Consider the following 25,858-nt stretch of genomic DNA (forward strand, 5'->3'; position numbering starts at 1 on the left):
CACTGTTGAGATTAGCCGTCATGGAACTTCCTGCGCTAAAAACCGAGGTCTATCAGCTAGCCGGGGTCAGCAATACTCGGCAGCTAAAAGCGCGTTACCAACCTCTAGCCGCCCTCAACCTACGGCTCAAATCTTCTTGGGCAGAGGCGCTAGAGTTTCTCCGAGCTAACCCAGAGATTAAATCAGCTCGGCCCAAAACCCTCTCCGAGCTAAAGGCGGAGGTGTATGCCTTAGCCCAGGTCACCACTCCCCTGCAACTCAAAGCCAAAGTTGCAGCGACTAAAACGCTCAACTTCAGCCAAAAAGCCTCGTGGGAAAAGGCGCTGGCCCTCCTCCAACCCTCCCCGATTACCTTTCAAGACTGGCTCAATCAGCCCTCTGAGGAATACAAAGACCTCTTTGCAGAAATAGACTCTGCCACCACAGACCTGAGCAAAGCCATCGATAAAGCCCAGCGGCTCGGCCAGGAGGCTCAGGAAATGGCCGTTGAGCTTGAAAAACAGACGGTTGAAGCCAAAGAAGAGGCCGCCCTGCTCAGACAAGAAATTGAAGCGGCCCGAAGAATAGCCCAACAGGCCGAATTGAATTGAGGCGGAGATAGCTTTTTACCCTTCATGACCTTAATTTGTACTGTGATAAAGAAAAAGTCACCGTACAGCTGTGAATCTTTTGGCCCGTTCTCCAAATCGCCTACTGTTTATCAGCGAACGCTTTCCGTCCGATGTGGGAGGCGTTTCCCGCAGCGCTGACCGTCTGACCCAGAGCCTAGTCCAGTTAGGTCTGAGCCTGGAGGTACTGACCTGGAGCCGCTACCTGCAGCCGGGGGAGGTGATGCGTCAAGCGGTCGATACGCCGTCTGGCAGCCTGAGTGTGCATCGAGTCGGTCTGTACCGCCAGTGGGATATGACCCTGCCCCATACCCTCAACGTGTTGGACTGGCTCCACGATGAGCAGCCCTTCCACGCGGTCTGGGGGCACTACCTGTTTCCAGCTGCCTTTGTGGCCGTCTGGTTTGCCCAGCTCAAAGGATTGCCCAGCCTGGTTAGCGCTCGGGGTAATGACGTTGATCGGGCCATGTTTCCCCCCGGTGACTTTGCCCGCCTGCAGTGGACCTTAGCCCAAGCGACCCAGATTGCTGCCGTCAGCCAGAACATGGCCCATAAAGTGCAGTGCCTAAGCCAGCGTCAGGACGTGCAGGTGCTGCACAACGTGGTGAATACGGACGAGTTTCACGCGAACTGGCCGACGGATGACTTGGCCCAGCTGCGGCAGTCCCTAGGGATTGCCCCGCAAGAGACGGTACTGGGCTTTTCTGGTGAGCTGCGGGAGAAAAAGGGGCAGCGGTTTTTGCTGCAGGCCCTGGCCCAGGTTCAGCAGGTGCGGCCTGCCTGTTTGCTGGTCATTGGCGAGGTGCGCCCCTCAGCCCAAACCTTAATCGAGAGCTTTGCTAACGACCACCCCCAAGCAGCGGATCGAATTGTGATTACGGGCCATCTGCCTGACCCTAAGGCCGTTGCTCGCCACCTGAGCCTATGTGACGTGTATCTACAGCCCTCACTCTGGGAAGGACTGCCCAATGCCCTGCTAGAGGCTATGGCCTGTGAGCGCTGCTGCATCGCCAGTGATGCTGGCGGCATCCCGGAGGTGATGGAATCTAGCAAGACCGGCTTTCTGCTGCCGCGATCGCAACTTCACCACCTAGGCGACGCCGTTCTAGAGTGCTTATCCCTGCCCCTCAGCGAACGGCAGGAGATCGGAAAGAGAGCTGGCAACCTCATCCGCATCCGCTTTTCTTTAATGCAGGAACAGACACAGCTCAAAGCACTGTTACAAGGGTTGTATAGGCAATGAGGAATGGTGAATGGGACGAGAACAGACAATAAGCATAAGTCTCTCATCCTCTCATCCCCTTATACACCGCTACTAGCTGAGCCCCTGCCTGCTCCCAAGTGTAGTGCTGCTCAACCCGCCGGCGCGCTTGGCTAGAAAGTCGCTGCCGCAGATCCCCGTCTTGCCGCAACCGCACCATTGCTTCTTTAATGCCTTTAGCTGAGCCAGGAGGAGTGGTCAAAAAATGGATCTCGGGTTGACCCAAGGCTGTCACCACCGGCAGGTCGCTGGTAATCACTGGGGTGCCCGAGGCCATACCCTCTAATACTTTCAGGGGACAGCAGCCCTGGACCATGTTGCGATCATTGGCGGTGAGGGGAGCTGCGATCGCATCTGCCTTGTGTAAATAGCGCACCAACTCGGTCTGGGGCAGGGGCGGCAATATGTGCAGTCGGTCGGCCACCTGCCAGCGGTCGGCCAGCTTTTCTAGAGCTGTGATCTGATCGGGGCGGGCCGGACCAATGACCGTTAGCTCCGCCTCAAAGTCGCGGCAGTACAGGGCCAAGGCATCCAAGGCCAGGGAGACGCCCTGCCAGGCCGACAGAGTGCCAAAGTAAAGCAGCTGTAGCGGCTCCAGTGGGTTGCCCAGGGCAGGCGGCTGGTAGGGAATCAGGCCCAAATCGACGCCGTTAGGAATGACAGTGAGTTTTTCGGCAGGCACTCCGTAGGCTTGGATCAGGTAGTCACGGGTGATGGGGCTGGGGGTGACGATGTGGGTGGCAGCGTGGAGGCAGAGGTGTTCTTGCGATCGCAGCTTGTGCATCAGCTCCCGGTCATCGGCCACCTGAGGATAGCGGTACTTCAGCTCGATCGAGGGTAGCCCGTTGACCTCAAAAATTAGGTGGCGGCAAAACTGCTCCCGATTCAGCGCAATTGGCAGCCCCTCAAAGATGGAGCGCACCTGGATTACCTCAAAATGCCGCCCCTGCAGCCAGTGCCACAGCCGCTGGCGAAAGTCGATCACTCGGTCAATCAGAGTTTTGCCGAGGGCAGGTAGGGCGGTGTGATAGACACCAGACCAACGGGCCGTCTCTTCTGCGCTAGGAGTGGCGGCAACAGTGACTAGCTGCACCGGCCCCACAGCGGCACCTAGGGTTTTGACAAAGGCTTCGATGTGGGTGGCAGCTCCTTTGGGCGCGGGTACTGTGTCAAAGGAGAGGTAAGCAATCGGTTGAGTCATGGATGCTACAGAAGAAGGCAGGCTCAGCCATTACGCAGGCAGCAGCTATAACGTTTTGTGACAACCCCCCATAGGGTAGAGCTGGGCTTGATAGACAGGAGATGTCCTGTAGCCAGTGATACCATGGCTGTCGATATCAAGACTCTGCGCCAGCAGCCGACTTACCAAGCTAGCACCCCAGTTGAGTCGCTGCTAGGTGATCTGAGTTTCCTGACCCAGCTAGATGTCCAAATCGAGCAAAAGCTCAAAAGGGCCAACATACTGCTGGGTGTGGGAATTGCTGTGGTTTTTATTTCGTTCTTTTTGCTTGCCATAGGCATTGGCATTGTCACCCTGGCTGTGGGGCTGGGGCTAGCGATTTGGGGCGGAGTCAGCCGTCAGCGGCTAGTCAAAATCAACATTCCCAACTACCGCTATGAGCTGCTGATCCGGGTCTTGCAAATGCTGCTGCGGGACATGGCTCCCGATCAGCCAGTTGACTTAAAGCTGGGGCTGACTTCGGTTGAGCGGCCGGAGAAGAAGATCGACACCATTCCCCACCCGTCTCGATCTAAATGGAACATTGACCGCTACGCCGACCCTTGGCTGGAGCTGTCGAGCCAGTTTCTCGATGGTACGCGCTTTACCCTCAGCGCTACAGAGCTGTTTCAGAGTCACCACGGCTGGAAGCGAGGCCGCAGCGGCAAAAGCAAATACAAGCGCAAGCCCAAGCCTAAGGGTCAGCTGCTGAGCCTAAACTTGACCTTTTCCCGACGTAAGTATGGCGCAGTAGACCAGATGAGCAGTGATTTGCAGGGCGCGATTCAACTACCGCCTACGGTTCGCCTGAAAGCTATCGAAAATCGGGACAACCACCTGCTGCTCCAGGTCAAGTCCTCGCCGCCCCCCGGTGTTGATGATCTGTACCAAACCATCAGCCTCATGTTCCTCAGCATCTACCAAATTTTGAACCTATCACGCGAACTTTCTAAGCAGCCATGATGCCGATTTCTTCCTTTGCCTCAACTCATCTCTGTTGGCCTCAAAGGCTAGAGCCAACCCCCCGTCCTCAACGGCTAACGCCATCCCGTCAATCTCAGTGGCTTTCTCTGGGGCTGCTTCTGGCAATCATGCTGAGCTTTTCCATGACGGGCTGTACTGCTTCGACGACTCTAACGGCAGATCCCCCACCCGCAGCGGTGGAGCCTGCTACACCATCCTCACCTGACGCTAACCCGGCAGCCGACGCCACAACCACCCTCGAAACTCTCAAGTTTAAACAGGGCAGCGGAGCCGAAGCCTTTTCCCTCAAGCTCAAGCCTGATGGGGCCAAGCTGGTAAATCCTGGAGAGGCAGAGCTGGCCCGACTGACAGTAGATGATGCGCAGAAGGTCAAAATTAAGAACGCTCAGGACAAGCCCCTAGGCTACGTAGTGAAGAACGGGGATCACTGGAAGGTGGAGAATGCCGAGCAGAGCAAAACGCTCTACGTGCTGCGGCGACAGACTGACGGCGATTACAAGCTAGAAGATGGTCAAGACCAGCCGATCTACCGTATTAAGGTGCGGGACTATGGCTATGAGATTGAAACGCCGGATAAACAGTCGCTCTACAAGATCAAGGTAAAGGAAGGCAAAATCTCTCTACGCAACGCAGCAGAAGAAACTGTGCTGTCTACCAAGGATGCGATCGCACCCATTGCCTTTGCCGCCTTTGGCTTTGAGGTGCTAACGCCGGAACAGCAGGCCGCCCTTGCCTACTCGGTCAACCTGACAGGGGGCCAGTAATCTTGCGTATTCAACTCACCTGGACCGACCCGAGCGGCCAGCAGCGTCAGCCGATTCTAGAAACCCCCATCGCCTTGGGCAGCGACTTTGACGCTATGCCCACTAACTACGAGGGGCAGCAGGTCAGCCGTCTGGTCTTACCCGATGAGACAGTGACCGCTTACCACGCTCTGATCGAGGTTCGCAACGACACACCCCTGATCACCACGCCTTCTGGTCAAAACGTGCAGATCAACCGCCTGACCCTGCCCATGTCTACCTTGTTTGAGGGTGATGTGCTGCAGATTGGCCCCTTCTCTCTATTGCTCAGCTTCCCTTCTGCAGAGACCTCAATCAGTCCAGCAACAAGTCCAGCGGCACCAGCGGTCGGGGGTGTAGCTCCAATCGCTGCACCCCCAACCGCTACACCTCAAACTGAGGAAGATCTGGGGCCAGAGGGGTGCGATCGCAAAGTCGGCTTTTTGTTTAAGCGGCGCTGTGGCCGCACTAGCCGCGTTGACTGCCCCTACTGCAATGACGGCCAGTCTTCAGGTGACCCCTATTTTTACGAAGAATACAGCGCTTACCCTAACTACGGCATCTATAACCGGGGCTACTGGGGCCACGACTATTACGCTTACCGCTACAGCTCCGGCTCCTACAATCGAGGGCAGGCCGACTTCACTGAGGCCGATGCCGCTGCCTTTGAGTCAGAGGCGGACCGTGACTATGAGAGGGATATGGGAGCCAGCTAAATGGGTCAGTCCGTCCCCTGCCCCTGGCTGATTTATGCCTTGGGCGGCGGCTGGGGCCATCTCAACCGAACCGTGGCTCTGGGCCGTCTTGCTGCCGCCCAAAGCCCGGTTCACATTCTCACCAACAGCCCCTATGCTGCCCTAGTGAACGAGGAACTAGAGCGCTGGCAGCAGCAGGGCCAGAGCGTTCCTCACCTGATAGCCTTTTCAGCCACTCTGGAAAAAGCGGCCCTCTGCCGCCAAGTCCAGGCGCAGGTGATCAGCCGCTCCTACCGCTGCCTAATTGCCGATACCTTTCCCCGTGGGCTGGGCGGCGAATTGGCCGATCTGCTGCCAGGGCTGAACTGTCCTAAGGTGCTCATTCATCGGGATTTGAACCCGGACTATGTGCGATCGCACCAGCTGTCAGAATTTGTCGCTCGCTATTACGACCTGGTAATTGTTCCTGGGGAGGGCGCTGTGCCCCTAGCCTCGCTGCCCCAAGTTCGCCACACCCCGCCCTGGCTAATATACGACGCGGCAGAACTAGCAAAACGGTTGGCGCATCCCACCTTCACTAAAGGTGCAGGCCCCTGCGCTCCGACCCCTGCCCCTAACGGAGGGCACCCCCTCATCCTGGTCTGTGCAGCAGGCAACACCGCTGAACAAGAATTCTTTGGCACCCTCACCGATCAGCTGCAGCAGGCATTTCCCAAAGCCCGCGTGCGGTGTCTGGCCGCTAACTGTCCCCCCGGCTGTCCCCCCGCTCTATGGCTACAAACCTGGCCGGGGTTGCCCTGGATTGCCCAGGCTGCGGTCGTAGTAGGCGGCGGTGGCTACAACACAGTTTATGAATGTGCTGCCCTCAAGAAGCCGCTAGTGGCCTTTGCTTTGCCCCGCCTATACGACCGTCAGTCGCGTCGGCTGGGCCGCTATGGGGTGCAGGTGAGCACAATGGCAGCGGCGATAGAGCAAGTAAAGATCGTCCTGCAACGGCCACAGAGAGATGTTCAAATGCCCTGCCTCAGCCTCAGCAATGCCATTGCACTCTACTCCAATGGTGCGACCAACGCACTTCGGCAGATACAGCAGGTGCTTGGGGGCTGAGCTCAGCAGGCGCGTGACACAGCCCCCTAACCCACGGCTGAAGCTGCCGAGTTACGCTTTAACACGCCATCTTCCATGTGGATGAGGCGATCTGCGACGTCTAAAATTCGGTTGTCGTGGGTTACTAGCAAAATTGTGCAGCCTTGCTCTTTTGCCAGAGACTGCATTAGGTTAACCACATCTCGCCCTGATTTGCTGTCTAGCGCGGCAGTAGGTTCGTCAGCAAGGACCAGTTTGGGATGGCTAACTAGTGCTCGTGCGATCGCAACCCTCTGTTTTTGTCCGCCCGATAGCTCATCTGGATAATAGTCGATGCGCTCTCCCAAGCCGACCTGGTTTAGCATCGCAACCGACCGCGCTTTCATATCTGCGGAAGTTAGCTCTCGATGCAGTTCTAGACCCATCTTGACGTTCTGTAGGGCCGTCAAACTGCTGTGCAGGTTGTGTGCCTGAAAAATGTATCCGTGGTGCTTGCGGGCTTGCGTCAGCTGTCGAGAAGTTGCCCCGCACAATTCTTGCCCCAGGACTTGTAAGCGGCCAGATTGAGCAGACCGTAGCCCACCGATCAACGTCAGCAGCGTTGTTTTTCCAGAGCCTGAAGGCCCAGTCATGATCACAATCTCGCCTGCATTGATTTCGAGATTGATATCAAATAAAACCTGCTTACGCAGCTGACCTTGGCCAAAGGTGTGGTCGAGATTTTGAACCGAAATAGCGATAGCCATTATTCGCTTTAAAACATATCTGCTGGATCTGCGGACTGAAGCTTGCGGGTTGCGATCGCACCTGAAAGCGCACACATCACAACCGTCAGCACAAGGACAAAGGCTGCTCTTGAAGCCGTCATGTAAATCGGTAAAGCCGTTGCTCGAGCTGCCAGGGTATACAGCCCCAGGGGCAAAACGGCACCGGGGATAAATCCGAGAAAGGCCAGGATAATTGCCTCTTCAAACACGATGCCCAGTAAATAGGAATTGCCGTAACCCATTGCTTTGAAAGTCGCATACTCCTTCAAGTGAGCATTGACATCGGTGGATAGAACCTGATAAACAATCACAACGCCCACCACAAATGCCATGACAGTTCCTAGCCCAAAGACAAATCCAATTGGGCTGGCAGTTCTCCAATAGGTTTCCTCAAACTGCACATACTCTTGAACCGTCAGCACGCGCACATCTTCGGGCAAATAGGAGGCTAGAGCAGCGGCCACCTGCTGAGGATCGGAGTCTGATTGCACCTGAATCAGCCCCAGGCTAATGCTGGCAGCCTCTCGGCGCGGAAAAAGCTGGAGAAAGGTCTGATCGCTGACCATCAGGTTAGCATCTGCGCCAAAAGATGCCCCCAGGCTAAACAGTCCGGCAATCGTCAATGTGCGACGATCAACTTCAGTGGTGATGGGGTTGCCCTGGTCTACCTGTGCGATCGCATCGGCATACTTGCCTCTCGCACCCCGATCAAAGAGAACTGTGTCTGGCAACTTCAGCTTGTCGAGCTGCTGATTGACTTCTGGTAGCTCAAAGGCTGGCTCATCTGGCCTAAATCCCAACACCTGCACCGTAGCGTTCAGACGGGTTTGGGGATTTCTCCAGGTGATGCTGCTGATATACAGCGCAGTTGCCGACTCGACACCTGGAACATCCCTTGCCTGCAGCAGTCGCCGCCGCGAAAAGGTTGATAGATTTTGCAGATTAAGGGCTTTGGGACTGAGCAAAACGATATCGGCTGACATGGCGTGACTAACGCGGGTATTGCTGTCGTACAGCGCATTTTGAAAGCCGAGCTGCATAAACATCAGCACATCTGCAAACGCAATACCGGCTAGGGCAACCAGCAAGCGACTTTTTTCATGGCTCAGCTGTAGCCATCCCAGGGGCGTGCGGCGCTGCAGCTGTTGAATAAATCCAATCATTGTTCAATCACCGCCTCAACCTGCAAATTTGTAAACTTAGCGGCTTTTTGGCTAGAGACCTCGTCCAAGCTGATATAAACCTCAACCACCCTGTCATCGATATTGGCGCTAGGGTCAGTGTTGACAACCGCCTGTCGGCGCACCTGAGAACCCACGCGCTCAACCCTTCCTATCAGTTCGCCCGTAATGGAATCACTGGTGATTCGAACTCGTTGTCCAGCTTGAACTTTGCCGACATCGCTTTGATAGACTTCTGCAACTACCTGCATCTGCTGCGTTTGCCCAATCTCGGCAATGCCATCTGACGAGACAACTTCCCCCGCTCGGGTGTGAATATCGAGCACTTCCCCCGCCACAGGAGAACGCACGATGGACTGATCAAAACTTGCCAGCGCTTGGTTGCGAGCTGCGATCGCACGCTCTACTTCTGCCTGCGCCGAACGCACATCAACAGGGCGCACCTCAGCAATTTGCTCCAGCGTTGCCCTGGCCCGATTCAGTTCTGGCGGAGCAACCGAACGGAGCCGATTGAGGTTAACCTGCGCTTCTTGGGCAGAGGCTTGAGCCGTTTCGAGGGCTAGGCGTCTGTTGTCACGCTCAGAGGCCGAAATCGCTCCCCTTTCGTATAGAGACTGGTAGCGATCAAACTCGACCTGAACATTTCTCAGCTCTGACTGCAGCCGATCTACGGTGGCTGCTTGCGCGTCAATGCTGCCCTGACGTTCTGCAGTCAACCGTTCAATTTCTGCCTGCTGGGCATTGATTTCACCCTGTTTTGCCCCCGCTTGAATCACGTCTAGTTGAGCCCGCGCTACATTCACCTGCTCCTCTGCCTCTGCAAGGGCGGCTTGGCGCTGATCGTGCGAGTCTAAAATAGCAATGACTTGGCCGGCTTGAATGCGATCGCCCTCCTGCACCAGCAGCTGTTCAACCCGGTTGCCCTGGCTGGCTGTGGGAGCCGACAGCGCAATCACTGTGCCCCGTGGCTCTAATCGCCCCAAAGCAGTGACTGTCTGAATCACAGGGGCCGCTATAGGGGCAGCCTCTTCTTGCTCAACCGAGGCTGTGAGCACCCATCGCAACGCCGCCGTGCCAACGACAGCTAACAGTACTACGCCTGCGATCGCAATGACTCTTTGAGAGATGGCCTTAGTAGATTGTTTCCTATCTTGAGCTGTGCCCTGCATAAGTAATGAACTCCTAAAATGCAGAAAGTTAGGAAGCTATAGGGACCTTGAATGGTCCTTGCTGCTTTTCTTTTCAGTTCAATTAGATTTTCAGTTCAACTGGATAAAGCTGAGCTAAGAGTACGCCCAACGACCTTATTGAAATAGCCTTTGAGATCGTCTAAAGCGCCATCGGCGGAGATCAGCGCAATGTAGTTATCGGGTCGCAGCAGCACCTTAAACGGTTCACGACTGCCAAAGATCTCAACCACTTTCGGATAGAGCGGAATGATGTGAAAATCTACGCAGCCGCCGTATTCAGCTTCAAGGTTGGGCTTCAAATGCGCATAGTCCTGTTGCCCATCTGAAAACATAATTAGGTGAAACTTAGGACTGCGAAGCTGGTCGTAAACGTTTTTGCCATTAACTGAAAAATATGGCATTCGATCTCCAGCTTTGACTTCAAACTTGTGGTCATGCTGATGTTGACTTAAGGAACTATCACGGTGGTCCAGCCCAATTTGAGAGATCATTGGAAATAAAAGTTTCTTTGCTGCGTCAAACTGAGACACCAGCCCGACCAGGCTTGGCAAAATGTTTTCGCGAAAGAAGCGGAAATGCCAGCGATCGCTGGCTGCCACATCAAAAAACTGATCAGTGGTTTGCAGCAGCCGTTTGGCATTGGCTACCCGTTCCTCGTCGTAAGTTTCTAGCAGCGAGTCCTGAGCTTTGTCTTGCAAAACAAAGGCAAGCTTCCAGGCAAGGTTATAGGCATCTTGAATGCCTGTGTTCATGCCCTGCCCTCCTGCAGGCGTGTGGACATGAGCTGCATCACCAGCCAAAAAACATCTGCCAACCGAGAAGGTTTCTGCCTGCCGAGTATGCACTTTGTAGCTCGAAAACCAGAGTACGGTCTTGATGTCTAAAGGCTGTTGTACCAACTCTTTGATTTTGGGCTCAACTGCTTCGAAGGAGACTTCCTGATCAACCCGATCTTCGTATTCAGGTAGGTTACCAATCAGCCGCCAACGGTTTTCACCCTGCATTGGTGCCATCAGCACAAAAGAGTCTTCGCCTAAGACAGGATACGCCGTGTTCTCTTCCCTTGGAAATTCCATTTGCACATCAGCGACATAAAATAAGCGCGGATGCGTTGACCCTTCAAAGGGCAAATCAAGCAGCTTGCGAGTAGGACTACCAGCTCCATCACACCCCACGAGATAACGTGCTTCGAGCGTTTGCGTTTCGCCGCTGGAAGTTCTAACAACTGCCCTCACTTTGTCTGTATCTTGGGTCAAAGTCTCCAGTTCGGTCTGCCAATGCACTGCTTTACCGTTGCGCTGCAGATGCTCATACAGCAGACGCTCGTTTTTGCTCTGTTCATACACGAGCATGAAGGGAAAGGGGCTAAGACCTGCGCCAAAGTTTGAAAAGTCGAGACGGGCACGGACCTTGCCGTCGTGCATGACGGCCACAGTTCGCACCTGTTCACCCCCGGCAACAGCCTTTTCTGCCAGTCCCACTTGGTCGTAAATTTCCAGCGTGCGGGCGTGGACTACCAGCGCCTTAGACAGTTCTGTAACCCCTTTTTTCTGGTCGAAGATTACAAAATCAATGTTGTAGTGCATTAGCTGCACAGCCAGCGAGAGCCCTGTCGGGCCGGCTCCAACGATAATCACATCCGTTTGAACCGTGGCATCTGACATCATGGTTCCTCCTGGTGTAAAAGCGGTAAACTAAACCGGCTAGTTTAGCTATGCGTTTAAACTAAACCGACTAGTTTATAATGTCAAGGGAAAACAGCCGTTTAGCGTCAAAAACAACCCGGATGAGACAGGCAAAATCTGGACGCCCGGAGAGACAGCTCTCTCCAGAAAAAACCGAAGCCATTTTAGAAGGGGGAATGCAGGAGTTTTTGACCCACGGCTATGCGGCAACCACGATGGACCGAGTTGCGATCGCAGCAAAAGTCTCAAAGGCCACGGTATATAGCCACTTTCAGGACAAAGAAGGCTTGTTTATTGTCCTCATACAGCGTCTGGTTGAGCAAAAGTTCCAGTCTATCTTTGGTGCAGAGGATGACCGGATTTTGCAGATGCCACCCCAAGACGTTCTGAAAAGTTTTGCCAACCGAGCTCTCGATATTGGGGCTACAGAGCCGCAGTTTCTCAACTTTATGCGGCTAATTTTGGGGGAGTCAGGGCGGTTTCCGCAGCTCGCTCGCGCTTTTGTTCACAACATTGAACAGACCGCCTTTAGTAGGCTCTGTCACTACCTCACGAACTGTCCCCAACTCAAGCTAGCTGACCCTGAAGCGACAGCCCGAATTTTTGTGGGTGCAATTGTGCATTTCATGATCGTGCAGGAAATGCTGCATGGGAAAGATATTTTGCCGATGGAACGCGATCGCCTTGTCAATAGCTTGGTTGGCTTGATTGTAGGGTGAAAGACGCCGTAACAGGCAATGTGCAGAAATGAAGTAGATGCCAAAGCCGCCAGCAGAGACTCTTTATTGACATCAGCATCCATCAAAACTGGGGGAATAACCTTTTGCTGGGTGAGCCAGTTGTAGGACAGCCGTATAAGACAACAGGACACCCTCTAAGCCAAACTGTAGAGAGTCTGTAGAAGGAACCAGTATGGTCAGGCGAATTATCTTAGGGGTGCTAGGAGGCTGTCTCTGTTTTTTCCTCTTGTCGAACCGGATACTCCTGTCCCAGACCCCTTCTGTTGTGGCTCAGGGACGAGGCGGCGCAGTAGCAACAGTAGACGCACGCGCCACCCAGATTGGTATTGATGTCTTGAAGCGGGGAGGAAATGCCATTGATGCAGCTGTGGCTACTGCCGCTGCTCTGGGAGTTTCAGACCCTTTTTCTGCCGGCATTGGCGGAGGTGGTTTCATGGTGATCTATCTCAAGGATAGCGATCGCGTGATCACCATCGACGGACGCGAGCAGGCACCTGCTGCTGCCGATGTGAACCTGTTCAAAGACCCAGATAGCCCTACAGGGCAAGTATTGCCCTTTTCCCCCAACCGAATTTCCTCTGGCCTTGCGGTGGGTGTACCGGGAACGCCCCTAGAGTGGGCAGAAGCGCTAAATCGCTATGGCACATTGTCGTTAGCAGAGGCCCTACAACCTGCGATCGCACTGGCAGAAAACGGCTTTGTGGTAGATGAAACTTTTGCCCAACAAATTGAAGAAAACCAGGCTCGCTTTGCGGCCTTTACCTCGACTGGAGCCCTCTACCTGCCCGGCGGCAAACTGCCTGCTGTGGGTTCGCGCTTTAAAAGTCCTGACCTAGCCAAAACCTATCGCCTGCTGGCTGAGCAGGGTGTGAATGCCTTTTATCGGGGTGATATTGCAGCGGCGATCGTTCAAACGGTACAACGCCCGCCAGCGGTGGCCAACCCTCCTTTTCCCATCATTCCCGGCGGCATGACGCTGACGGATCTCGATCACTACGCTGTGCGGGTTCGTCCGCCCACGGTCACTAGCTATCGGGGCTACACCCTTTACAGCATGGGCTTACCCAGCAGTGGCGGCATCACTACCGGGGAAATTTTGAGCATTCTAGAGGGGTTTGACCTGGGTCAGGCTGATCGCGCCAAAGCCTGGCACACCGTTATTGAAGCAGAGCGCCTAGCCTTTGCCGACCGCAACGCCTACCTAGGCGATCCAGAATATGTGGATGTGCCCCTCCCCGGATTGCGAAGTGCTGACTTTATCGAAACCCGACGGGCCTTGATTAGCGATCGCGTTCCCGATGCCGCTCAGGACTTTCGTGCCGCCCCCGGCAATCCTCTCCCCTATCAGGTTGATCCTAGCCCCAGTATGACCGGCCTCCCACCCGTGGCCCTTTTAGATGAACACTCTGGCACCTCAACGACCCATTTAGTGACTAACGATCGCATGGGCAATGTGGTGTCCTATACCCTTACCCTCGAATCGATTGGCGGTTCTGGCATGGTTGTCCCAGGCTACGGTTTTATCCTCAACAACGAAATGACTGATTTTGATCCCGTCAGCCCTCATCCCAATGCTCCTGAACCGGGTAAACGGCCCCGCAGCAGCATGTCCCCCACGATTGCCCGTAGCCCTAAGGGTGACATGTTGGCCTTTGGCTCCCCTGGCGGCTCCACCATCATCACAACCGTTGCGGGTATTGCTGTAAACCTGATCGACTTCGGGCTGTCTTTACCAGATGCGATCGCAGCCCCTCGCATTTCTCAACGCAACACTGGCACCACTCAAGTAGATAGCAACTTTGAGCAGACGGCGATCGGTCAGGCGTTGACTGCAATGGGACATGGTTTAGCGCCTGTGCCCGAAATGGGTGCAGCCGTAGGTCTAATTACCAGCCCAGAGGGCTCCATCATTGCAGCGGCAGAACCGACACGGCGCGGCGGTGGAACGGCTATGGTTGTTGGCAGGTGAGGCACGATTATCCTTGCTCCAGAGTGACAAAAGAGGAGTAAAGAAGAAGCGGAAAGCAACTGCTCTCCGCTCTCCTCACACCCTAAAAGAGATGATAGATGCCTGGCTTAGGGATTACAGATGTAGCCTCCTGAGAGGAATACAAGGTTAGTTTGAGCCGGGCAATCGGACTGAGTGATGCTGCCTTCTAAAACAGCTGGAGAAGGCCGTTCACGGCTGACCTGCTGAGCAGCGGCTGGCATCAAAACTGGACCCACCAAGGCCAAAACCTCATCACTGGTGGCAAACCCATCAAAGGCTTCATCTTCAAAAGGAATCACAAAATCTGCTCGGACTTCGGGATAGATCACCTCACCTGCATCCCGAATCCAAGGACGAATATTCGCATTCTGCAGAACCTGTCTCAGATAGCGAATACCGGCCGCATGGCGAGCTTCTACCGTATGAATTTCAAGGGCTCCAGCCAGAATTACAGTACTTCCGGCCGCCTGTAGGTTGGGAACTTGCCCCTTGTAGGCAGCTACTCCCAAGTCTTCAACCCGCTGCAGGGCCAGAAGCAGATCGGCCAAATTAGCAAACGGGTCACGCCCTAAAATGGCGTTGTAGTTAGGACTATCTGGAATGGTAATGGCGTCTGGATCGCCCCCTAAGCTGGTCAACACTGTGGATAAATCCATGACGTGTTGGGCTTCGTCTTCGCCATAGGAAGCAAAGACGCTTCTGACTAGCCTAGGTGTGTTTGTCAAGGAACCGCTCTGGGTGGCCTGCAGGCTGCGGCGGTAGAGGTCAGCCTCCAGCTTTTCTAAGGTCAGCGCAAATTCAACTACCTGTTGGGGCGATAGAACGGGGCCTAGATTTTGAGCCGAGGCAGCTGGAGCCATCGTGAGAGATGACAGCAAAAAGAGCACCAGGAAGAGCATCAGAAATGCAGCCCCTGCAAGTAGAGAAAGCGCTCGGGTGCTGATGTGCCTCAGACCTCTGGCTGCAGTTTCAAAAGGGTATAAACGAGATTGCATAGTGGTTCGCTGCCTGCGTTACTACAAGTTTTGTCGGGAAGTTTTGTCAGGACTGTCAGGGTGAATTGTTCCTTAGGCAACCAGCGTCCCGTTGATTGGGTTGTTGATAATGTTGAGGGAACTGACAATGCCCACAATTTGCTTTGGTGTGTAGAGTTCGTCGTAAGCACGCCCTTTAAAGGGATTGAGGCTATCGACCAAGCTGGCGTCACTGATTGCCCGATCCTCATCTGGTTCGGTCACAGGCCGTCCTAACAAAGCTCGAACTCCGGCAGCATGGCGGCCTTCGACCGAGACAATGGAACCAGCCGCCAAAATGTAGGTCGGATTGGTCAGACTGGGTCCTGCCCCGTTGTAGGCATGCACTCCGGTATCTTCTAGGGCGACCGCAGTATTTAAAATGGTGTCGCGGTTGGTCAGCAGCGCCGCTAGTCCAGTTGAGTTAAAGCTTACGTCTCTAGTTTGAAAGAGGGCGTTTTCAGCCAGCACATCTCGCAAAAATGTCACGTGGGTTGCTTCATGGACGCCTAATACCCTGACGTACTCAAGTTCGCGGGGGTTGGTAATTTTGCCAGAGCGAACAACCGCAGCGTAAAATGCTGCCTCTAGCTCCTCCAGCAGCAGCGCAAAGTTGAGGATGCCAATATCATCAGCGTTGAACGTCAGAGTTTTTACGCTCCGACCCATTTGCGCCATCACGGTCTTGGGTACGGTAGTTAAGGCGGCTGCACCCAAACCACAAAGGCCCCATTTCAACAGCTTGCGGCGAGAAGCAAAAGCTGTTTGACCGATTCGCTTACTTTGCAAGGTCATGACTTATTCCTAATGAAGGTATCAAATACTTTGGAAGGTGTGAGCAGCCAAGCCAAAACCAGCCCCTGCCTGAGAGGGTCTTGCAAGATAGGCACTCAGTTGTTGGCCTGCTGCGCCGCTGGATCTGCCGAAGTGCGATCGCACTTCGGCCACTCTGTAAAAGTGGGTACTAGCTGAGGTCAGCTTGCTCCTGTCGCTTTTTCAGATGTAGAGCCGCTCCTGCAGCACCTAGGGCAAGCAAAGCCAGCGTTGATGCTGGTTCGGGAACGGATTCAGCTGCTTCACCTGCCTGCACTCCGGTTAAAGCAATGGTGTAGCTGCCGCCGCTGCTTAAAATTGCGCCGTCAAATCCGCTGAGGGGGGCATCGTCCCCAGGCCCCGTCGGTCCAGATACGCTCGTAAAGATGGTTTCTAGAGGAGTATCTATTGGAAAATCAGAAAAGCTGGGAAAAATTCTGTTTCCCTCTGCGTTAACTGGGCTGTAGTCAAAAGAAGCAATCCCTAAGTAGTAAATTCCAGAATTGGTAGGGGTAAAAGCATTACTTGCTGGCAGCGCAGACTGCAAAGTTTCGCTAGAAGCATCCTCATTGAAGTAGATCCCAAACCCCTGTTCACCAAAGAGAAACAGCCGGGTGTCAAAGTCAGCGCTATCAACTGTAGTTGCAGAGAAAGTTTGACCTCCCGCAAGAAAAATTTGAAACAGATCAGCGGGGTCATCAAATCCAGACAGTGTGCCAGAAATTGTCTCCAGCATCATAGGTCCTGAGGGGATGATCTGGGCACTGCCTAAGGCCTCGCCAGCATCCTCATTTTCCTCAAACGCTACAGCCGATGCTGGAGCTGAATGCAGTACTGCAACTAACCCTGACAGTGCCACAACCGCAGTTATGTAGTTCAAAGAATATCTCATTAGCAAGTTCTTTGTTGATTAAGAAGGTATAGCCGAGCGAAGCTAGCTATACCACTATAATGAGCTGGCATTGCTAGCTGAAAAGACGCAGCCTTCGAAAAAGATCGGGTTTACAAGCTGTCTATTTCTAATACGACGTGGGCTACCGATCGGATTTCTATAAAAGCAGGTTCTTTAAATCAGACGCGACTATAAATTGACCCATTAAATAACTTTTCCGAAACTCGATTACCCTTATTCAAATTGTTTAACTATCAATAGAAATGCAATTCTCCAATATCTCTGTACCGTTAGGAAGATATTTCATTTGAAATGTGATTGACAATACGAGGCAAAGCTAAATTCTTGCTGGCTGTACAGTGCACTTTTATTTGAGTTCCTCCCAACTTTTGATGCAGTAGCGAAATATTGCTTAACAAACATTCGCGTTTTAGGAATTTAGAGTCAGCTCAATCAGAAGAAAGCGATTCCAAATCAATTGTGCTCGTAGTTTAGTAAGATTAGACTTTTAAGTTCGAGGGTAGTCTAATATCTAATCCACCTATGCGGATAGTTTCTTACCTCGCACCTAACCTGTTCTGGCTCTATGAGGCGGTGGGAGATTACCTGGGGCGCGTCCTGGAGAAGGAGGTGCAAACCTTTGCAGCAGAGGCTGATCCCTTAACCGATTCGCAGTTGGCTGAGGAGGGTTGGGAGGGGTGTTTTATCTGTGGGCTGCCACTGATGCGGCTGGATCAGGCTTTTCCTGGGCAACTCAGGCCGCTAGTGGCTCCTGTTATGCAGGCCGATCGCTATGGCGATCGGCCGATCTATTTTTCAGATGTGATTGTGCGGGCCGACAGTTCGCTGCGAGCCTGGGAGGACTTATCTCAAACTGTTTTTTGCTACAACGATACGGGCTCTCACAGCGGTTATAACCTGATGCGGTACCACTTGTTGCAGCGGGGGCAGGTGCAGGGATTTTTTCGGCAGGTGGTGCAGTCGGAGGCTCACTTGCGATCGCTCCAGTGGATTCTCGCAGGCAAAGCGGACTGTACCGCCATAGACAGCACCGTGTTTGAGCGGGCGCTAACAGACAAGCCCGAGTTAAGGGATCAGCTGCGGGTGATCACCTCTTTGGGGCCTTCTCCCATGCCGCCGTTTGCGGTGTCGCAGCGGCTAGAGCCATCATTACAGGAAACGATTCGACAGGCTTTGTGTCGGCCTGACGCCTGTTTGCAGCGGAGCCTGGCTCGGGCTGGTGTGCGCCGGTTTGCCCCAGTGGAGTTAGCTGACTACCAGCCTGTGCTTGAGCTGCACAGGGCAGCGCTGGCGGCAAATCGGGAGTTCATTTGCGACTTTAAAACTGCCTGCTGATAGATCTGTTGAAATAGCCTGCGCTGGGTGTGGCTGCCGCCAAGCTGATCTAGGTGGGGCAGAACCGGCTTTAAGTAAGTTGCGGCGCTGCTCCAGCAGCCTCTCGCATAAGCGACCAGCCCTTCGGCAGCCGGGATAGCCAGGTTGCACCAGCGCTGGCACTGTATGGAATCTAGGGTTTGAGCATAGTGATCCATGTCTTCGATCATGGCTTCGGCCAGGGACTGCTGCCCTGCGCGCGCCAGGGCATAGACAAAATGCAGATCTTGAAAGGGCAGGGCATGTTCTTGGGTGCGGGCCTTGAGATAGCGAACCATCGAATGCCAGCGACGGCCTACGCTAACGCCTTTTAGCTCCAGCCGCAGCAGTAGGGCAATGGCTCCCACCTGATCTTTAGGTGACTCCCGGCGGGCTTTGCCCCAGATGTGCTGGTCATAGAGCCTGAGCGCCGCCGCCGCATTGCCTTGGGCCAGGTAAAACAGAGCGATATGCCACCAGTTGTGAGTGTAGAGCATGGAATTGCAATACTCCCAGGTATCGGCCAGCCCTTCCATCCAGGCAATGCCCTCATTGCAGCGGCCTTGGGTATCGAGAACGTGAGCGACGGCATGGTGCGCCCAGGGGTTGTGGCGGTAGTTCTTGGTCGCAAGCCTGCCCAACCGCTCTGCTTCATCCAGCTGATAGCACTGCTCTAAGCCAAAGGCCACCATACCTTGAAGTAGGGGCAGTCGAGGGCTTTCCCGATGGGCAAGAACCACGCTCTGGGCCAGCTCTAGAAGCCGAGCACTCTCGCCTCGGTAGAAAAAGTGGTACTGCCCCTGCTGCACCGAGAGCAAATCTTGAGGAAATGCTAGGGCCAAGGCTTCGTGATCGGCAATGGCCTGATCAAAGTTGCCGCTGGCCCAGGCTGCGATCGCACGAATGTACAGCTGCTCCCGCCGAGAAACCCGATCCAGCCCCGACTGCATCTGCGCTAGGTGCTGCTCTGCCCGAGCCCGGTCTACCTCATTCTCCTGGCTCAGGTAGTAGGCAGCCGCATAGGCTCTCAGCAGGGCGCAATTTGGATCAGCCGTAATGCCTTTGAGCACCAGCGTCTCTGTATGACGACCATAGCGCAGGGACTGCTCCACAAAGCCATTGATCGCAGCGATCGCCTGGGGCGAGTTCGTCGTGACAGGCAAACCTTGAGCATCCTTCAACATCTGTTTCTTCCGGTAATCGACTAAGTTCATCAGGTTCACGTCAAGCTTGAAGTCAACGGGGTCTAGCCATTTGCCACAGCCAACTACCCCACTGCTGACTCAGAGTATTCAGGTGTACCAGCAGCAGTCCCAGCAGCACGAGTGGGGCAATCATTGCCACCACAACATAAGCCCGCCCGTAACCCCAGGAATTCCTGAGCGGTTGCTGGTGAAAAGTTGGTCGAAGCGTCGAGCGGTCAACCGGTTCACCCGAAGCGACCCATTGAAGAGTTGTCATAGCTAACCTTGAATAAAAAGGAGAATCACCGGTAGATCTATCGACTTATCGGTGATCGAATCCTTACACCTTGCCACACTCCTTCTAGATTTCAAGTAATCTGAAGAACATTCGGAAAACATTTTTGTTTGGAGCAAACGCCCATTGTCTTGCTCACGGGGCTGCTTCTGGCAGCATATGTGGGGGCCGAAGCGTTTATTGGCAACTGGGCCTACCCTGTATAGTTCATCGCCGCTCAACACCGGAGCTGATTGCCGGATACAGCATGAGCGCCTACTGGTTGGGGCTCACCGTGGGGCGGTTTATGCTGAGGTGTTTTTTGCGATCGCTTGGGTCAGTACGCACCATCAGCCTGTCACTGGTGTTGACGCTGCTATTGGCAGTCTTGATGGCGGGTTTGCATTACTGGTTGGTGCAGCAGACCAGCCTACCCTCGGCAGGTTCAGCAGGATAGCCTTTCCAGCTAGTAAGTAGCCTGCTTGGGGTAAAACTCAAATACAACTTCAGGGTAGTTAGGGGATGCGTTTTCTAACAACCTCTCATCTTGATGCTTAAGGTACTGATTGAAAAACGCTAGGCCATAAGCATTGATAATTTCTGTTGCCCGCTCAGGCTCAATCGAACCCAGCCAATTTTGGACAGGCAGCGTCGGCTGACCAGAATGGGCCAGGAAAAGAGGCGGTAATAAAGCCATATCTGAAAAGGAGTTGTGCATACTTCCCTGAATGGTGAGGCGATAGGTATCTCCCAGAAACGAGGGATAAATTGATTGCAGCGCAAACGAATCTCCTTCACCAAACATGACCATAAAGGGGCGCTCTAGCCTTTCGGTAGTTTCACCACTAAACATAGGGCCATAGTCGCCTCCATCAAGGTCGAGCCCAGCATCAAAGCGAGCATCTACCCGCATCGCCTCAATTACAGTATCGCCACCTAAAGAGTGACCCATAATACCAATGTTGTTCAAGTCTAAGCGATAGGTCAATAGCCCCTGCGGATCCTTCTGATTAATCTGCTCCAGCTGGTCTAAAACAAAGCTCGCATCGGCTGCGCGAATTTTAACAGCCTGGTCAAAAACGCGCTGCTCGGTCTCTTCGTCAGCCGAGGAAAAGTCAAAAACGGTGGATTGAGTTGTCACTCGCCCATCGGGAAATGTCGTTGGAGTTTCATGGGTAGACGTGACCCCAACAACTGCATAGCCATGACTGACAAACTGTTCGATCAAAGCTGTGTACTTATTAGGCGGAGAGCCAAAGCCGGGAAAAAGCAGAATGACGGGGTAGGGCTCTGGGGCATCGGCAATAGCCGCATTGGCACGGGCGTAGGGGTAAACGTGCTGGGTGATGAGTTCAGTAAAGGCTTCGGGGGTAACTCCAAAGGCTTCGCTGAAGGGTTCAGCGGCTGCGATCGCAAAGCCCTCATCCATGTAAGGAACTAGTTCGTCAGCAGCTTCTGCAACAGCCGGATACCAAACTTGAACCAGCAGTTCCCGCCTATCGGTGGGCGGCGGGGTTGTTAATAACTGTTGCGTTTGCAGGTCATAGGCTTCGTAGGTATATGTTTCTGCGCGATCTGAGTCAACCCAGTAGTAAGACGTTTTACCCACTTGGTAAGGACCCGTTAGGGGTGGAAACTGAAGGGAAAGGGTTGTATCTGCTGGGGTTTCTGGTGTTTCTTGGACGGGGGTTTGGGAGTAAACCGACTGGGGCAATACTTGTAGCGCAGCTGCTAACCCAGTGACTAAGGCAATTTTGTAGAGTTGTTTCATGTCCTAATCCTGAAATAATGCATTTTTCTACGCCAGCCTGAGCACTAAGACAACGGAGTGTGCATTGCTGTTCCTAGCGGTGCAAAATAACCTGTCTGACTATTGCCCTGCTGCATTGACAATTTCGAGTGCTTTCTCAAGACATTGACTACCGCCGTTTGCACATTCAGGAATTTCAATATCGGGTGGCACACCTACTCCCTCAATCGTGTGGCCTTTGGGCGAAACAACCTGCATGGTTGGGGCAATAAGAGCGTAGCCCGGCCAGTTTAATCTAAACGCGTCGCCTCCCAAGAGTGCGCCCATGGTGCGAATGCCCAAAAGTTGGGCAGTTCCGTGGTCTTTAATGACTGCCGCAAACAGGTCACAAGCTGAGCCGCACTGATCATCAATCAGAACGAAATGCGGTCTTGGATCTATTTGGGCTTCTGATCGCGTTTGCCACTCAATGTAGGGGTGCTGCTCTCCCAGCTCAATTTCTGCTTTTGCTTTTAGATTAACAGCATCGTCAAAATAGCCTTGGAAGACGTAGGGCTCCTGCATCTGTAGTCCTTCGCGGGTTCTATCGCGCCAGAGCACCTTATTAGGACCAATAATATCCTCGACGAGATAGCTAACGCTTGACCCGTAGCCACCTCCATTCCTACGAACATCAATGAGGATGACCTTGGCCTGAGTAAGTTGAGCTTTAGCTCGATCAAGCTCTGCCTTAGTAATGAGAGGAACGATAAAACTTTCAACTCGAAGGATACCAATGTCGCCTCTCATTTCGGCTGCAATGGCTGGCTCAGGGGTTTCTTCTGGTAGAGGTTCCTGCTCGAATATGCGGAACAACCTTTCCCCTTCTACCGGATCTAAAAGTCTCAGGTGCGACACAGAGAGCTTTTGCAACTCGTTGCTAACCTGTTGGGTAATTTCTGCTCTTGACCAGTTGGCCTGAGTATCTGCTGTATTTAACAGTTCCTGCAATTGCTGGTCACGCTCCTCCTCCTTGAAAGCAGGATCAAAGATCTCCTCATCGAGGGTTTGATAGACACTGCTGATGAAGGTCTTTGCTTCTAGCACAGAAACTGTATCAGTAGGCTCTAGCTGAGAGGAGGTAAACCAATCGAGGGAAACATTTTCTTCCTCAGGTTGAGACACATTGTTAGCCTGAAAAGGTTGTCCGCCGTCTGAAGGAAAATTAAGAGATTGACAACCGACTAGATTTAGAAGCGCAATTAATAGCAGCAGTCTTTTAGTAAATTCAATTTTTTGCATAGTTCCGCCAGCAATCACCTGTATTTTTGCAGACTCAACCAAAGGCGTTTATTATCGAGGTGTTGCTGGGGGCTTGTCTTTCAAATTCTTCTGAAATTTATCAAAATTCTCGGATATTTCCTGCTAACGAGCTAGTGAGGTGAAATGGATGCCTTCTGAAACAGCTCTTCACCCAACGGAGATAGTTCAACCAGGGTGGGTGCGCTTTAGCCAGAGTCTCCACTCGGGCGGCATTACCCTTGAGCACCAGGTACAGCCCTCCGGGGAATGTGAAGTGTCGGGCGGCTCAACGCATCACCTTTTGATCTTTGAGTTGGGTAACGTTTCGCGCCAGATAATTCACATGGATGGTCAAGAATATGATGATTCACTGCGCCCTGGTGATCTCATACTGATTCCTGCTGGAGTGCCTTTTCGATGTGTTTGTGACTCTACAGATGAGGTTGTGTCGTTTAACATTGACCCACTTTTTTTGGAACAGCTTTCTTTGACAGAGATCTGCTCCTCTCCTGCGGAAGTTGAGTTAGTCAGCACGTTCAAACAGCGTGACCGACAGATTGATTGGATCGTCCAATCTATCCAGAACGAAATGCAGACAGCCGCCTGGGGAAGCAGGCTGTATCTAGATTCGTTAACACAATTGTTAGCGGTTCACCTGCTACGAAGCTACGCGTCACACCCACTCAAGCTGTCGCGATCTGAGCCAGGGTTGAGTGTGCTGAAGTTGAACCAAGTGCTGGACTATATTAATGCTCATCTTGAGCAGGAGATTCAGCTGACCGATTTAGCCCAAGTGACAAGCTTTAATCTGGGCTACTTTGCAAGCCTGTTTAAGCAGTCAATGGGAATGTCCCCCTGGCAATATATTATGCAGCAGCGGGTTGAGCGGGCAAAGCAGTTGTTGAAGCGACAGGATTATTCAATTGCAGACATCGCTGTTCGGTGTGGTTTTAGTAGTCAGAGCCACTTAACTTATCAGTTTCGTAAATTAACTGGGGTTACGCCCAATACCTTCCGACGCAATCATTGAATTAGGAAATAAAACCGTTCGATATCGCTTTTTTAGAACATGAAGCGTGTAGCGTCCCTTGGAAAAAAACCAACAAACTTCCAACTCTTCTTTACAGATGTGGAGAGGAGTAGTGTTAAATAGATAATGATGTGTGTGGTGGATAAAACTCTACAGCAAACCAGTGTGGTTGCGTAGGCACTTGGAGAAGGACAAGCTGCGCCGAACAAAGCGGAAATCTGTTGACTCAAGGTGTTGTTGAACCGCTCAATATTTACAAATGACTGCGAAAAAACTGCATAGTCACCCATCCGTTAACAAAGTTTGAGCAGACTCTCTACTGAGGGAATTGAGTGGGCCCAGGCAAGCTCATAGTGGAACTCAAATTGCGGCTTGAGTTCCAAGATAGAGATGCCTGGAAAGGTTAAACCGGGCACAACGGGAGCATGACCAACGCCGACGCCGCCAGCGACCATCGCCAGGGTGTCAGACATGGTGGAAACATCGATTGCAATATGAGGTTCAAAGCCCGCCTCGGCGGTGTAGCGACGGTAGGTATCGTAAATAATGGGCTGGCGATCTCGATCGGGCAGGATGATGGGATAGCTTGCTAGATCTGCTAAGCTCAGCGGCTCTTTCCCTTCGAGTTCATGGCCGGACTGAACCAGCACCGCCATCGGCACCATTCCAAGCCGGTGGCGGTTGATTCCAGTGGGAATAGAGACATCCCATGCGATCGCAACATCAATCTCACCATTAGCCAGTGCCGCCCCAATCGAGCGTTCCTCCAGCTGGCGCAGGGATATCCGAGTTTCGGGGTGGAGCCGCTTGAATTTAGCGATCAACTCTCCAACCAACGGCTGCTCTGTCCCGATCATCATTCCCACCGTCAGCGAATCGATGCCGTCAACGGCTCCTGCCTTGGCTGCTCGAACCGCCATATCAGCATAGGCTACAGCCTTTCTCGCAGAGTCGAGGAATCCTCTGCCTGCATTGGTAAGGGAGACTTCGCGGGAGGTGCGGTGCAGCAGCTTCACGCCTAGATCCGTTTCTAGCTCGCTCAGCAAACGGCTCATGGCCGGTTGAGACATACCGCATTGCTGGGCAGCCCGCCCGAAGTGCAGCTCTTCAGCCAGCACGATGAAGGCGCTCAAAGTTTTCAGATTCATGGATATCAAGCCAGGTATCAAACTATTACTATTTTATATTTGTTTTGTAATCTATACCGTGTTAACTATTAATAAGCACGATTTTGATGCAGATATCTCTGCTGTGGATCAACCCTATTGAATTTCAGTCGATGGGTCACACAGGCGAACGACATTCCTGCTGCTGGATCTTTATCAATACTCTCGAAGAGGTATCCATGACGGAGCTTAACTTCACCCGTAAATCGTTTGACCTACTAGAGGGCCTTGCCGCAAATAATGACAAGTCTTGGTACGACGCACATCGGAAGGATTTTGAGGCTTATCTCAGAGAGCCCTTTAGCGTAGTTTTAGAGCGGGCAACTGATCGTCTCGCGGAGACAACTCTGCCCCTAGCAGGCGGCTCCAAAACCATGTTTCGCCAAAACCGCGATATTCGTTTCTCTAAAGACAAGTCCCCTTACAGCACCCATGTCAGCGGTGTGCTGACGCCTTCGGGCACTAAAGCGGAAAAAGACGGCATGCTCTACGTTCAACTCGATGGCTCAGGCGGCTTGATCGCCTGCGGATTTTACAAGCTAAAGGCGGCCGAACTAGCCACCCTGCGAGACAAGATCATCGAGGAACCGGAGGCATTTTCCCAGGTGCTGCAAGGCCTGAACGATGCGGGTTTGTCGCTCAGCGACGAAGACAAGCTCACCAGCATGCCCCGCGGCTATGAGGCCCACGACCAGCACGAATACGCTCAATATTTGAGGCTAAAAAGCTTTATCTCGCAGACCCCGCTCCCTAAGAGCGCCTGGCTAGAAGCAGACATCGTTGATCGCATCGTTGAGTACGCCAAGGGCTGCGCTTCTCTGCTGAAATTTGGTCGCGCTTGCGACTCTGAGAACTGAGATAGCACAGGTTTGTAGTTCTGTAGGTCGGCTTGA

25 protein-coding genes are annotated in these 25,858 nt (G+C 53.2%); 12 read left to right on the plus strand and 13 right to left on the minus strand.

The window, feature by feature from the left end:
• Positions 1-20: 20 nt before the first annotated feature.
• A complete protein-coding gene (locus H6G13_RS11800; protein WP_190483417.1) occupies positions 21-590 on the plus strand; it encodes a hypothetical protein in 570 nt (189 codons plus the stop codon).
• Positions 591-669: 79 nt separating this feature from the next.
• Positions 670-1,851, plus strand: a complete 1,182-nt coding sequence (locus H6G13_RS11805; protein ID WP_190483418.1) for a glycosyltransferase family 4 protein — start codon at positions 670-672, stop codon at positions 1,849-1,851.
• Positions 1,852-1,894: 43 nt separating this feature from the next.
• Here the strand turns inward: H6G13_RS11805 and H6G13_RS11810 are convergent, their stop codons facing one another.
• Positions 1,895-3,070 carry a glycosyltransferase family 4 protein gene (locus H6G13_RS11810; RefSeq protein ID WP_190483419.1) on the minus strand — a complete coding sequence of 392 codons (1,176 nt, stop codon included), beginning with the start codon at positions 3,068-3,070 and terminating at the stop codon, positions 1,895-1,897.
• A 123-nt stretch (positions 3,071-3,193) separates the two neighbouring features.
• Here H6G13_RS11810 and H6G13_RS11815 point away from each other — a divergent pair, with 123 nt between their 5' ends.
• Genes H6G13_RS11815 through H6G13_RS11830 form a run of 4 tightly spaced genes read left to right on the plus strand, consistent with a single transcriptional unit; the run spans position 3,194 to position 6,656 of the window.
• Positions 3,194-4,051, plus strand: a complete 858-nt coding sequence (locus tag H6G13_RS11815; RefSeq protein ID WP_190483420.1) for a hypothetical protein — start codon at positions 3,194-3,196, stop codon at positions 4,049-4,051.
• Positions 4,048-4,836, plus strand: coding sequence for a hypothetical protein (locus H6G13_RS11820; protein WP_190483421.1), 789 nt, complete (start codon positions 4,048-4,050; stop codon positions 4,834-4,836). Before H6G13_RS11815 ends, H6G13_RS11820 begins: the two co-directional genes overlap by 4 nt.
• Positions 4,837-4,838: 2 nt before the next feature.
• Complete coding sequence (locus H6G13_RS11825) at positions 4,839-5,570, plus strand: FHA domain-containing protein (RefSeq protein ID WP_190483422.1); 732 nt, start codon at positions 4,839-4,841, stop codon at positions 5,568-5,570.
• Entirely contained in the window at positions 5,571-6,656 is a 1,086-nt protein-coding gene (locus H6G13_RS11830; RefSeq protein ID WP_190483423.1) for a hypothetical protein, read from the plus strand. It begins immediately after the preceding gene.
• A 26-nt stretch (positions 6,657-6,682) separates the two neighbouring features.
• Here the strand turns inward: H6G13_RS11830 and H6G13_RS11835 are convergent, their stop codons facing one another.
• From H6G13_RS11835 to H6G13_RS11850, 4 genes are all read right to left on the minus strand, one after another.
• Positions 6,683-7,381, minus strand: a complete 699-nt coding sequence (locus tag H6G13_RS11835; RefSeq protein WP_190483424.1) for a DevA family ABC transporter ATP-binding protein — start codon at positions 7,379-7,381, stop codon at positions 6,683-6,685.
• A gap of 8 nt (positions 7,382-7,389) precedes the next feature.
• Positions 7,390-8,565 (minus strand): ABC transporter permease DevC, encoded by a 1,176-nt coding sequence (gene devC / locus H6G13_RS11840; protein WP_190483425.1) that lies wholly within the window; start codon positions 8,563-8,565, stop codon positions 7,390-7,392.
• Entirely contained in the window at positions 8,562-9,752 is a 1,191-nt protein-coding gene (locus H6G13_RS11845) for an HlyD family efflux transporter periplasmic adaptor subunit (protein WP_190483426.1), read from the minus strand. The genes devC and H6G13_RS11845 overlap by 4 nt, the downstream gene beginning before the upstream one ends.
• A gap of 95 nt (positions 9,753-9,847) precedes the next feature.
• The gene (locus H6G13_RS11850; RefSeq protein ID WP_242028279.1) at positions 9,848-11,440 is read right to left on the minus strand and encodes an FAD-dependent monooxygenase; all 1,593 of its coding nucleotides are present in this window, start codon (positions 11,438-11,440) and stop codon (positions 9,848-9,850) included.
• A 119-nt stretch (positions 11,441-11,559) separates the two neighbouring features.
• Here H6G13_RS11850 and H6G13_RS11855 point away from each other — a divergent pair, with 119 nt between their 5' ends.
• Positions 11,560-12,177 carry a TetR/AcrR family transcriptional regulator gene (locus H6G13_RS11855; protein ID WP_190483427.1) on the plus strand — a complete coding sequence of 206 codons (618 nt, stop codon included), beginning with the start codon at positions 11,560-11,562 and terminating at the stop codon, positions 12,175-12,177.
• A gap of 193 nt (positions 12,178-12,370) precedes the next feature.
• Positions 12,371-14,167 (plus strand): gamma-glutamyltransferase, encoded by a 1,797-nt coding sequence (ggt, locus tag H6G13_RS11860; RefSeq protein WP_190483428.1) that lies wholly within the window; start codon positions 12,371-12,373, stop codon positions 14,165-14,167.
• Between the two features lie 107 nt (positions 14,168-14,274).
• On the opposite strand, the gene H6G13_RS11865 is transcribed toward ggt, so the two are convergent.
• The 3 genes from H6G13_RS11865 to H6G13_RS11875 form a co-directional block, all read right to left on the minus strand.
• Entirely contained in the window at positions 14,275-15,183 is a 909-nt protein-coding gene (locus H6G13_RS11865) for a ferritin-like domain-containing protein (RefSeq protein WP_199305866.1), read from the minus strand.
• A 72-nt stretch (positions 15,184-15,255) separates the two neighbouring features.
• On the minus strand, positions 15,256-15,996 hold the full coding sequence (locus H6G13_RS11870) for a ferritin-like domain-containing protein (protein ID WP_190483429.1): 741 nt from the start codon (positions 15,994-15,996) through the stop codon (positions 15,256-15,258).
• 169 nt (positions 15,997-16,165) lie between these two features.
• A complete protein-coding gene (locus H6G13_RS11875) occupies positions 16,166-16,906 on the minus strand; it encodes a PEP-CTERM sorting domain-containing protein (RefSeq protein ID WP_206756520.1) in 741 nt (246 codons plus the stop codon).
• 543 nt (positions 16,907-17,449) lie between these two features.
• Here H6G13_RS11875 and H6G13_RS11880 point away from each other — a divergent pair.
• Positions 17,450-18,262 carry a PhnD/SsuA/transferrin family substrate-binding protein gene (locus H6G13_RS11880; RefSeq protein ID WP_190483431.1) on the plus strand — a complete coding sequence of 271 codons (813 nt, stop codon included), beginning with the start codon at positions 17,450-17,452 and terminating at the stop codon, positions 18,260-18,262.
• Here the strand turns inward: H6G13_RS11880 and H6G13_RS11885 are convergent.
• Both H6G13_RS11885 and H6G13_RS11890 read right to left on the minus strand, forming a co-directional pair.
• The gene (locus tag H6G13_RS11885) at positions 18,181-19,494 is read right to left on the minus strand and encodes a tetratricopeptide repeat protein (protein WP_242028280.1); all 1,314 of its coding nucleotides are present in this window, start codon (positions 19,492-19,494) and stop codon (positions 18,181-18,183) included. The genes H6G13_RS11880 and H6G13_RS11885 overlap by 82 nt on opposite strands.
• A 22-nt stretch (positions 19,495-19,516) precedes the next feature.
• Complete coding sequence (locus H6G13_RS11890) at positions 19,517-19,741, minus strand: hypothetical protein (protein ID WP_190483432.1); 225 nt, start codon at positions 19,739-19,741, stop codon at positions 19,517-19,519.
• A 265-nt stretch (positions 19,742-20,006) separates the two neighbouring features.
• Between H6G13_RS11890 and H6G13_RS11895 the strand changes: the two genes are divergently transcribed.
• Complete coding sequence (locus tag H6G13_RS11895) at positions 20,007-20,195, plus strand: hypothetical protein (protein WP_190483433.1); 189 nt, start codon at positions 20,007-20,009, stop codon at positions 20,193-20,195.
• Positions 20,196-20,204: 9 nt separating this feature from the next.
• Here H6G13_RS11895 and H6G13_RS11900 read toward each other — a convergent pair whose 3' ends face one another.
• Positions 20,205-21,509 (minus strand): hypothetical protein, encoded by a 1,305-nt coding sequence (locus H6G13_RS11900; RefSeq protein WP_190483434.1) that lies wholly within the window; start codon positions 21,507-21,509, stop codon positions 20,205-20,207.
• 99 nt (positions 21,510-21,608) lie between these two features.
• Positions 21,609-22,652: a S41 family peptidase gene (locus H6G13_RS29430; protein WP_199305867.1), complete on the minus strand. Its 1,044-nt coding sequence runs from the start codon at positions 22,650-22,652 to the stop codon at positions 21,609-21,611.
• A 265-nt stretch (positions 22,653-22,917) separates the two neighbouring features.
• Here H6G13_RS29430 and H6G13_RS11910 point away from each other — a divergent pair, with 265 nt between their 5' ends.
• Positions 22,918-23,799 (plus strand): AraC family transcriptional regulator, encoded by an 882-nt coding sequence (locus H6G13_RS11910; protein ID WP_190483436.1) that lies wholly within the window; start codon positions 22,918-22,920, stop codon positions 23,797-23,799.
• A 293-nt stretch (positions 23,800-24,092) separates the two neighbouring features.
• Here H6G13_RS11910 and H6G13_RS11915 read toward each other — a convergent pair whose 3' ends face one another.
• Positions 24,093-24,947, minus strand: coding sequence for a LysR family transcriptional regulator (locus H6G13_RS11915; protein WP_190483437.1), 855 nt, complete (start codon positions 24,945-24,947; stop codon positions 24,093-24,095).
• An 86-nt stretch (positions 24,948-25,033) separates the two neighbouring features.
• Between H6G13_RS11915 and H6G13_RS11920 the strand changes: the two genes are divergently transcribed.
• The gene (locus H6G13_RS11920) at positions 25,034-25,822 is read left to right on the plus strand and encodes a DUF2461 domain-containing protein (protein ID WP_190483438.1); all 789 of its coding nucleotides are present in this window, start codon (positions 25,034-25,036) and stop codon (positions 25,820-25,822) included.
• Positions 25,823-25,858 lie beyond the last annotated feature (36 nt).

It is taken from the genome of Pseudanabaena sp. FACHB-2040, from assembly GCF_014696715.1.
Taxonomy (GTDB): domain Bacteria; phylum Cyanobacteriota; class Cyanobacteriia; order Phormidesmidales; family Phormidesmidaceae; genus JACVSF01.

Excerpts from the sequence above, each read along its gene's own strand:
- H6G13_RS11800 (WP_190483417.1), top strand. The coding sequence starts at position 21 with ATGGAACTTCCTGCGCTAAAAACCGAGGTCTATCAGCTAGCCGGGGTC.
- H6G13_RS11810 (WP_190483419.1), bottom strand. The coding sequence starts at position 3,070 with ATGACTCAACCGATTGCTTACCTCTCCTTTGACACAGTACCCGCGCCC.
- H6G13_RS11815 (WP_190483420.1), top strand. The coding sequence starts at position 3,194 with ATGGCTGTCGATATCAAGACTCTGCGCCAGCAGCCGACTTACCAAGCT.
- H6G13_RS11820 (WP_190483421.1), top strand. The coding sequence starts at position 4,048 with ATGATGCCGATTTCTTCCTTTGCCTCAACTCATCTCTGTTGGCCTCAA.
- H6G13_RS11830 (WP_190483423.1), top strand. The coding sequence starts at position 5,571 with ATGGGTCAGTCCGTCCCCTGCCCCTGGCTGATTTATGCCTTGGGCGGC.
- H6G13_RS11835 (WP_190483424.1), bottom strand. The coding sequence starts at position 7,381 with ATGGCTATCGCTATTTCGGTTCAAAATCTCGACCACACCTTTGGCCAA.
- devC (WP_190483425.1), bottom strand. The coding sequence starts at position 8,565 with ATGATTGGATTTATTCAACAGCTGCAGCGCCGCACGCCCCTGGGATGG.
- H6G13_RS11845 (WP_190483426.1), bottom strand. The coding sequence starts at position 9,752 with ATGCAGGGCACAGCTCAAGATAGGAAACAATCTACTAAGGCCATCTCT.
- H6G13_RS11850 (WP_242028279.1), bottom strand. The coding sequence starts at position 11,440 with ATGATGTCAGATGCCACGGTTCAAACGGATGTGATTATCGTTGGAGCC.
- H6G13_RS11855 (WP_190483427.1), top strand. The coding sequence starts at position 11,560 with ATGAGACAGGCAAAATCTGGACGCCCGGAGAGACAGCTCTCTCCAGAA.
- ggt (WP_190483428.1), top strand. The coding sequence starts at position 12,371 with ATGGTCAGGCGAATTATCTTAGGGGTGCTAGGAGGCTGTCTCTGTTTT.
- H6G13_RS11865 (WP_199305866.1), bottom strand. The coding sequence starts at position 15,183 with ATGCAATCTCGTTTATACCCTTTTGAAACTGCAGCCAGAGGTCTGAGG.
- H6G13_RS11870 (WP_190483429.1), bottom strand. The coding sequence starts at position 15,996 with ATGACCTTGCAAAGTAAGCGAATCGGTCAAACAGCTTTTGCTTCTCGC.
- H6G13_RS11875 (WP_206756520.1), bottom strand. The coding sequence starts at position 16,906 with ATGAGATATTCTTTGAACTACATAACTGCGGTTGTGGCACTGTCAGGG.
- H6G13_RS11880 (WP_190483431.1), top strand. The coding sequence starts at position 17,450 with ATGCGGATAGTTTCTTACCTCGCACCTAACCTGTTCTGGCTCTATGAG.
- H6G13_RS11885 (WP_242028280.1), bottom strand. The coding sequence starts at position 19,494 with ATGAACTTAGTCGATTACCGGAAGAAACAGATGTTGAAGGATGCTCAA.
- H6G13_RS11890 (WP_190483432.1), bottom strand. The coding sequence starts at position 19,741 with ATGACAACTCTTCAATGGGTCGCTTCGGGTGAACCGGTTGACCGCTCG.
- H6G13_RS11895 (WP_190483433.1), top strand. The coding sequence starts at position 20,007 with ATGAGCGCCTACTGGTTGGGGCTCACCGTGGGGCGGTTTATGCTGAGG.
- H6G13_RS11900 (WP_190483434.1), bottom strand. The coding sequence starts at position 21,509 with ATGAAACAACTCTACAAAATTGCCTTAGTCACTGGGTTAGCAGCTGCG.
- H6G13_RS11910 (WP_190483436.1), top strand. The coding sequence starts at position 22,918 with ATGCCTTCTGAAACAGCTCTTCACCCAACGGAGATAGTTCAACCAGGG.
- H6G13_RS11915 (WP_190483437.1), bottom strand. The coding sequence starts at position 24,947 with ATGAATCTGAAAACTTTGAGCGCCTTCATCGTGCTGGCTGAAGAGCTG.
- H6G13_RS11920 (WP_190483438.1), top strand. The coding sequence starts at position 25,034 with ATGCAGATATCTCTGCTGTGGATCAACCCTATTGAATTTCAGTCGATG.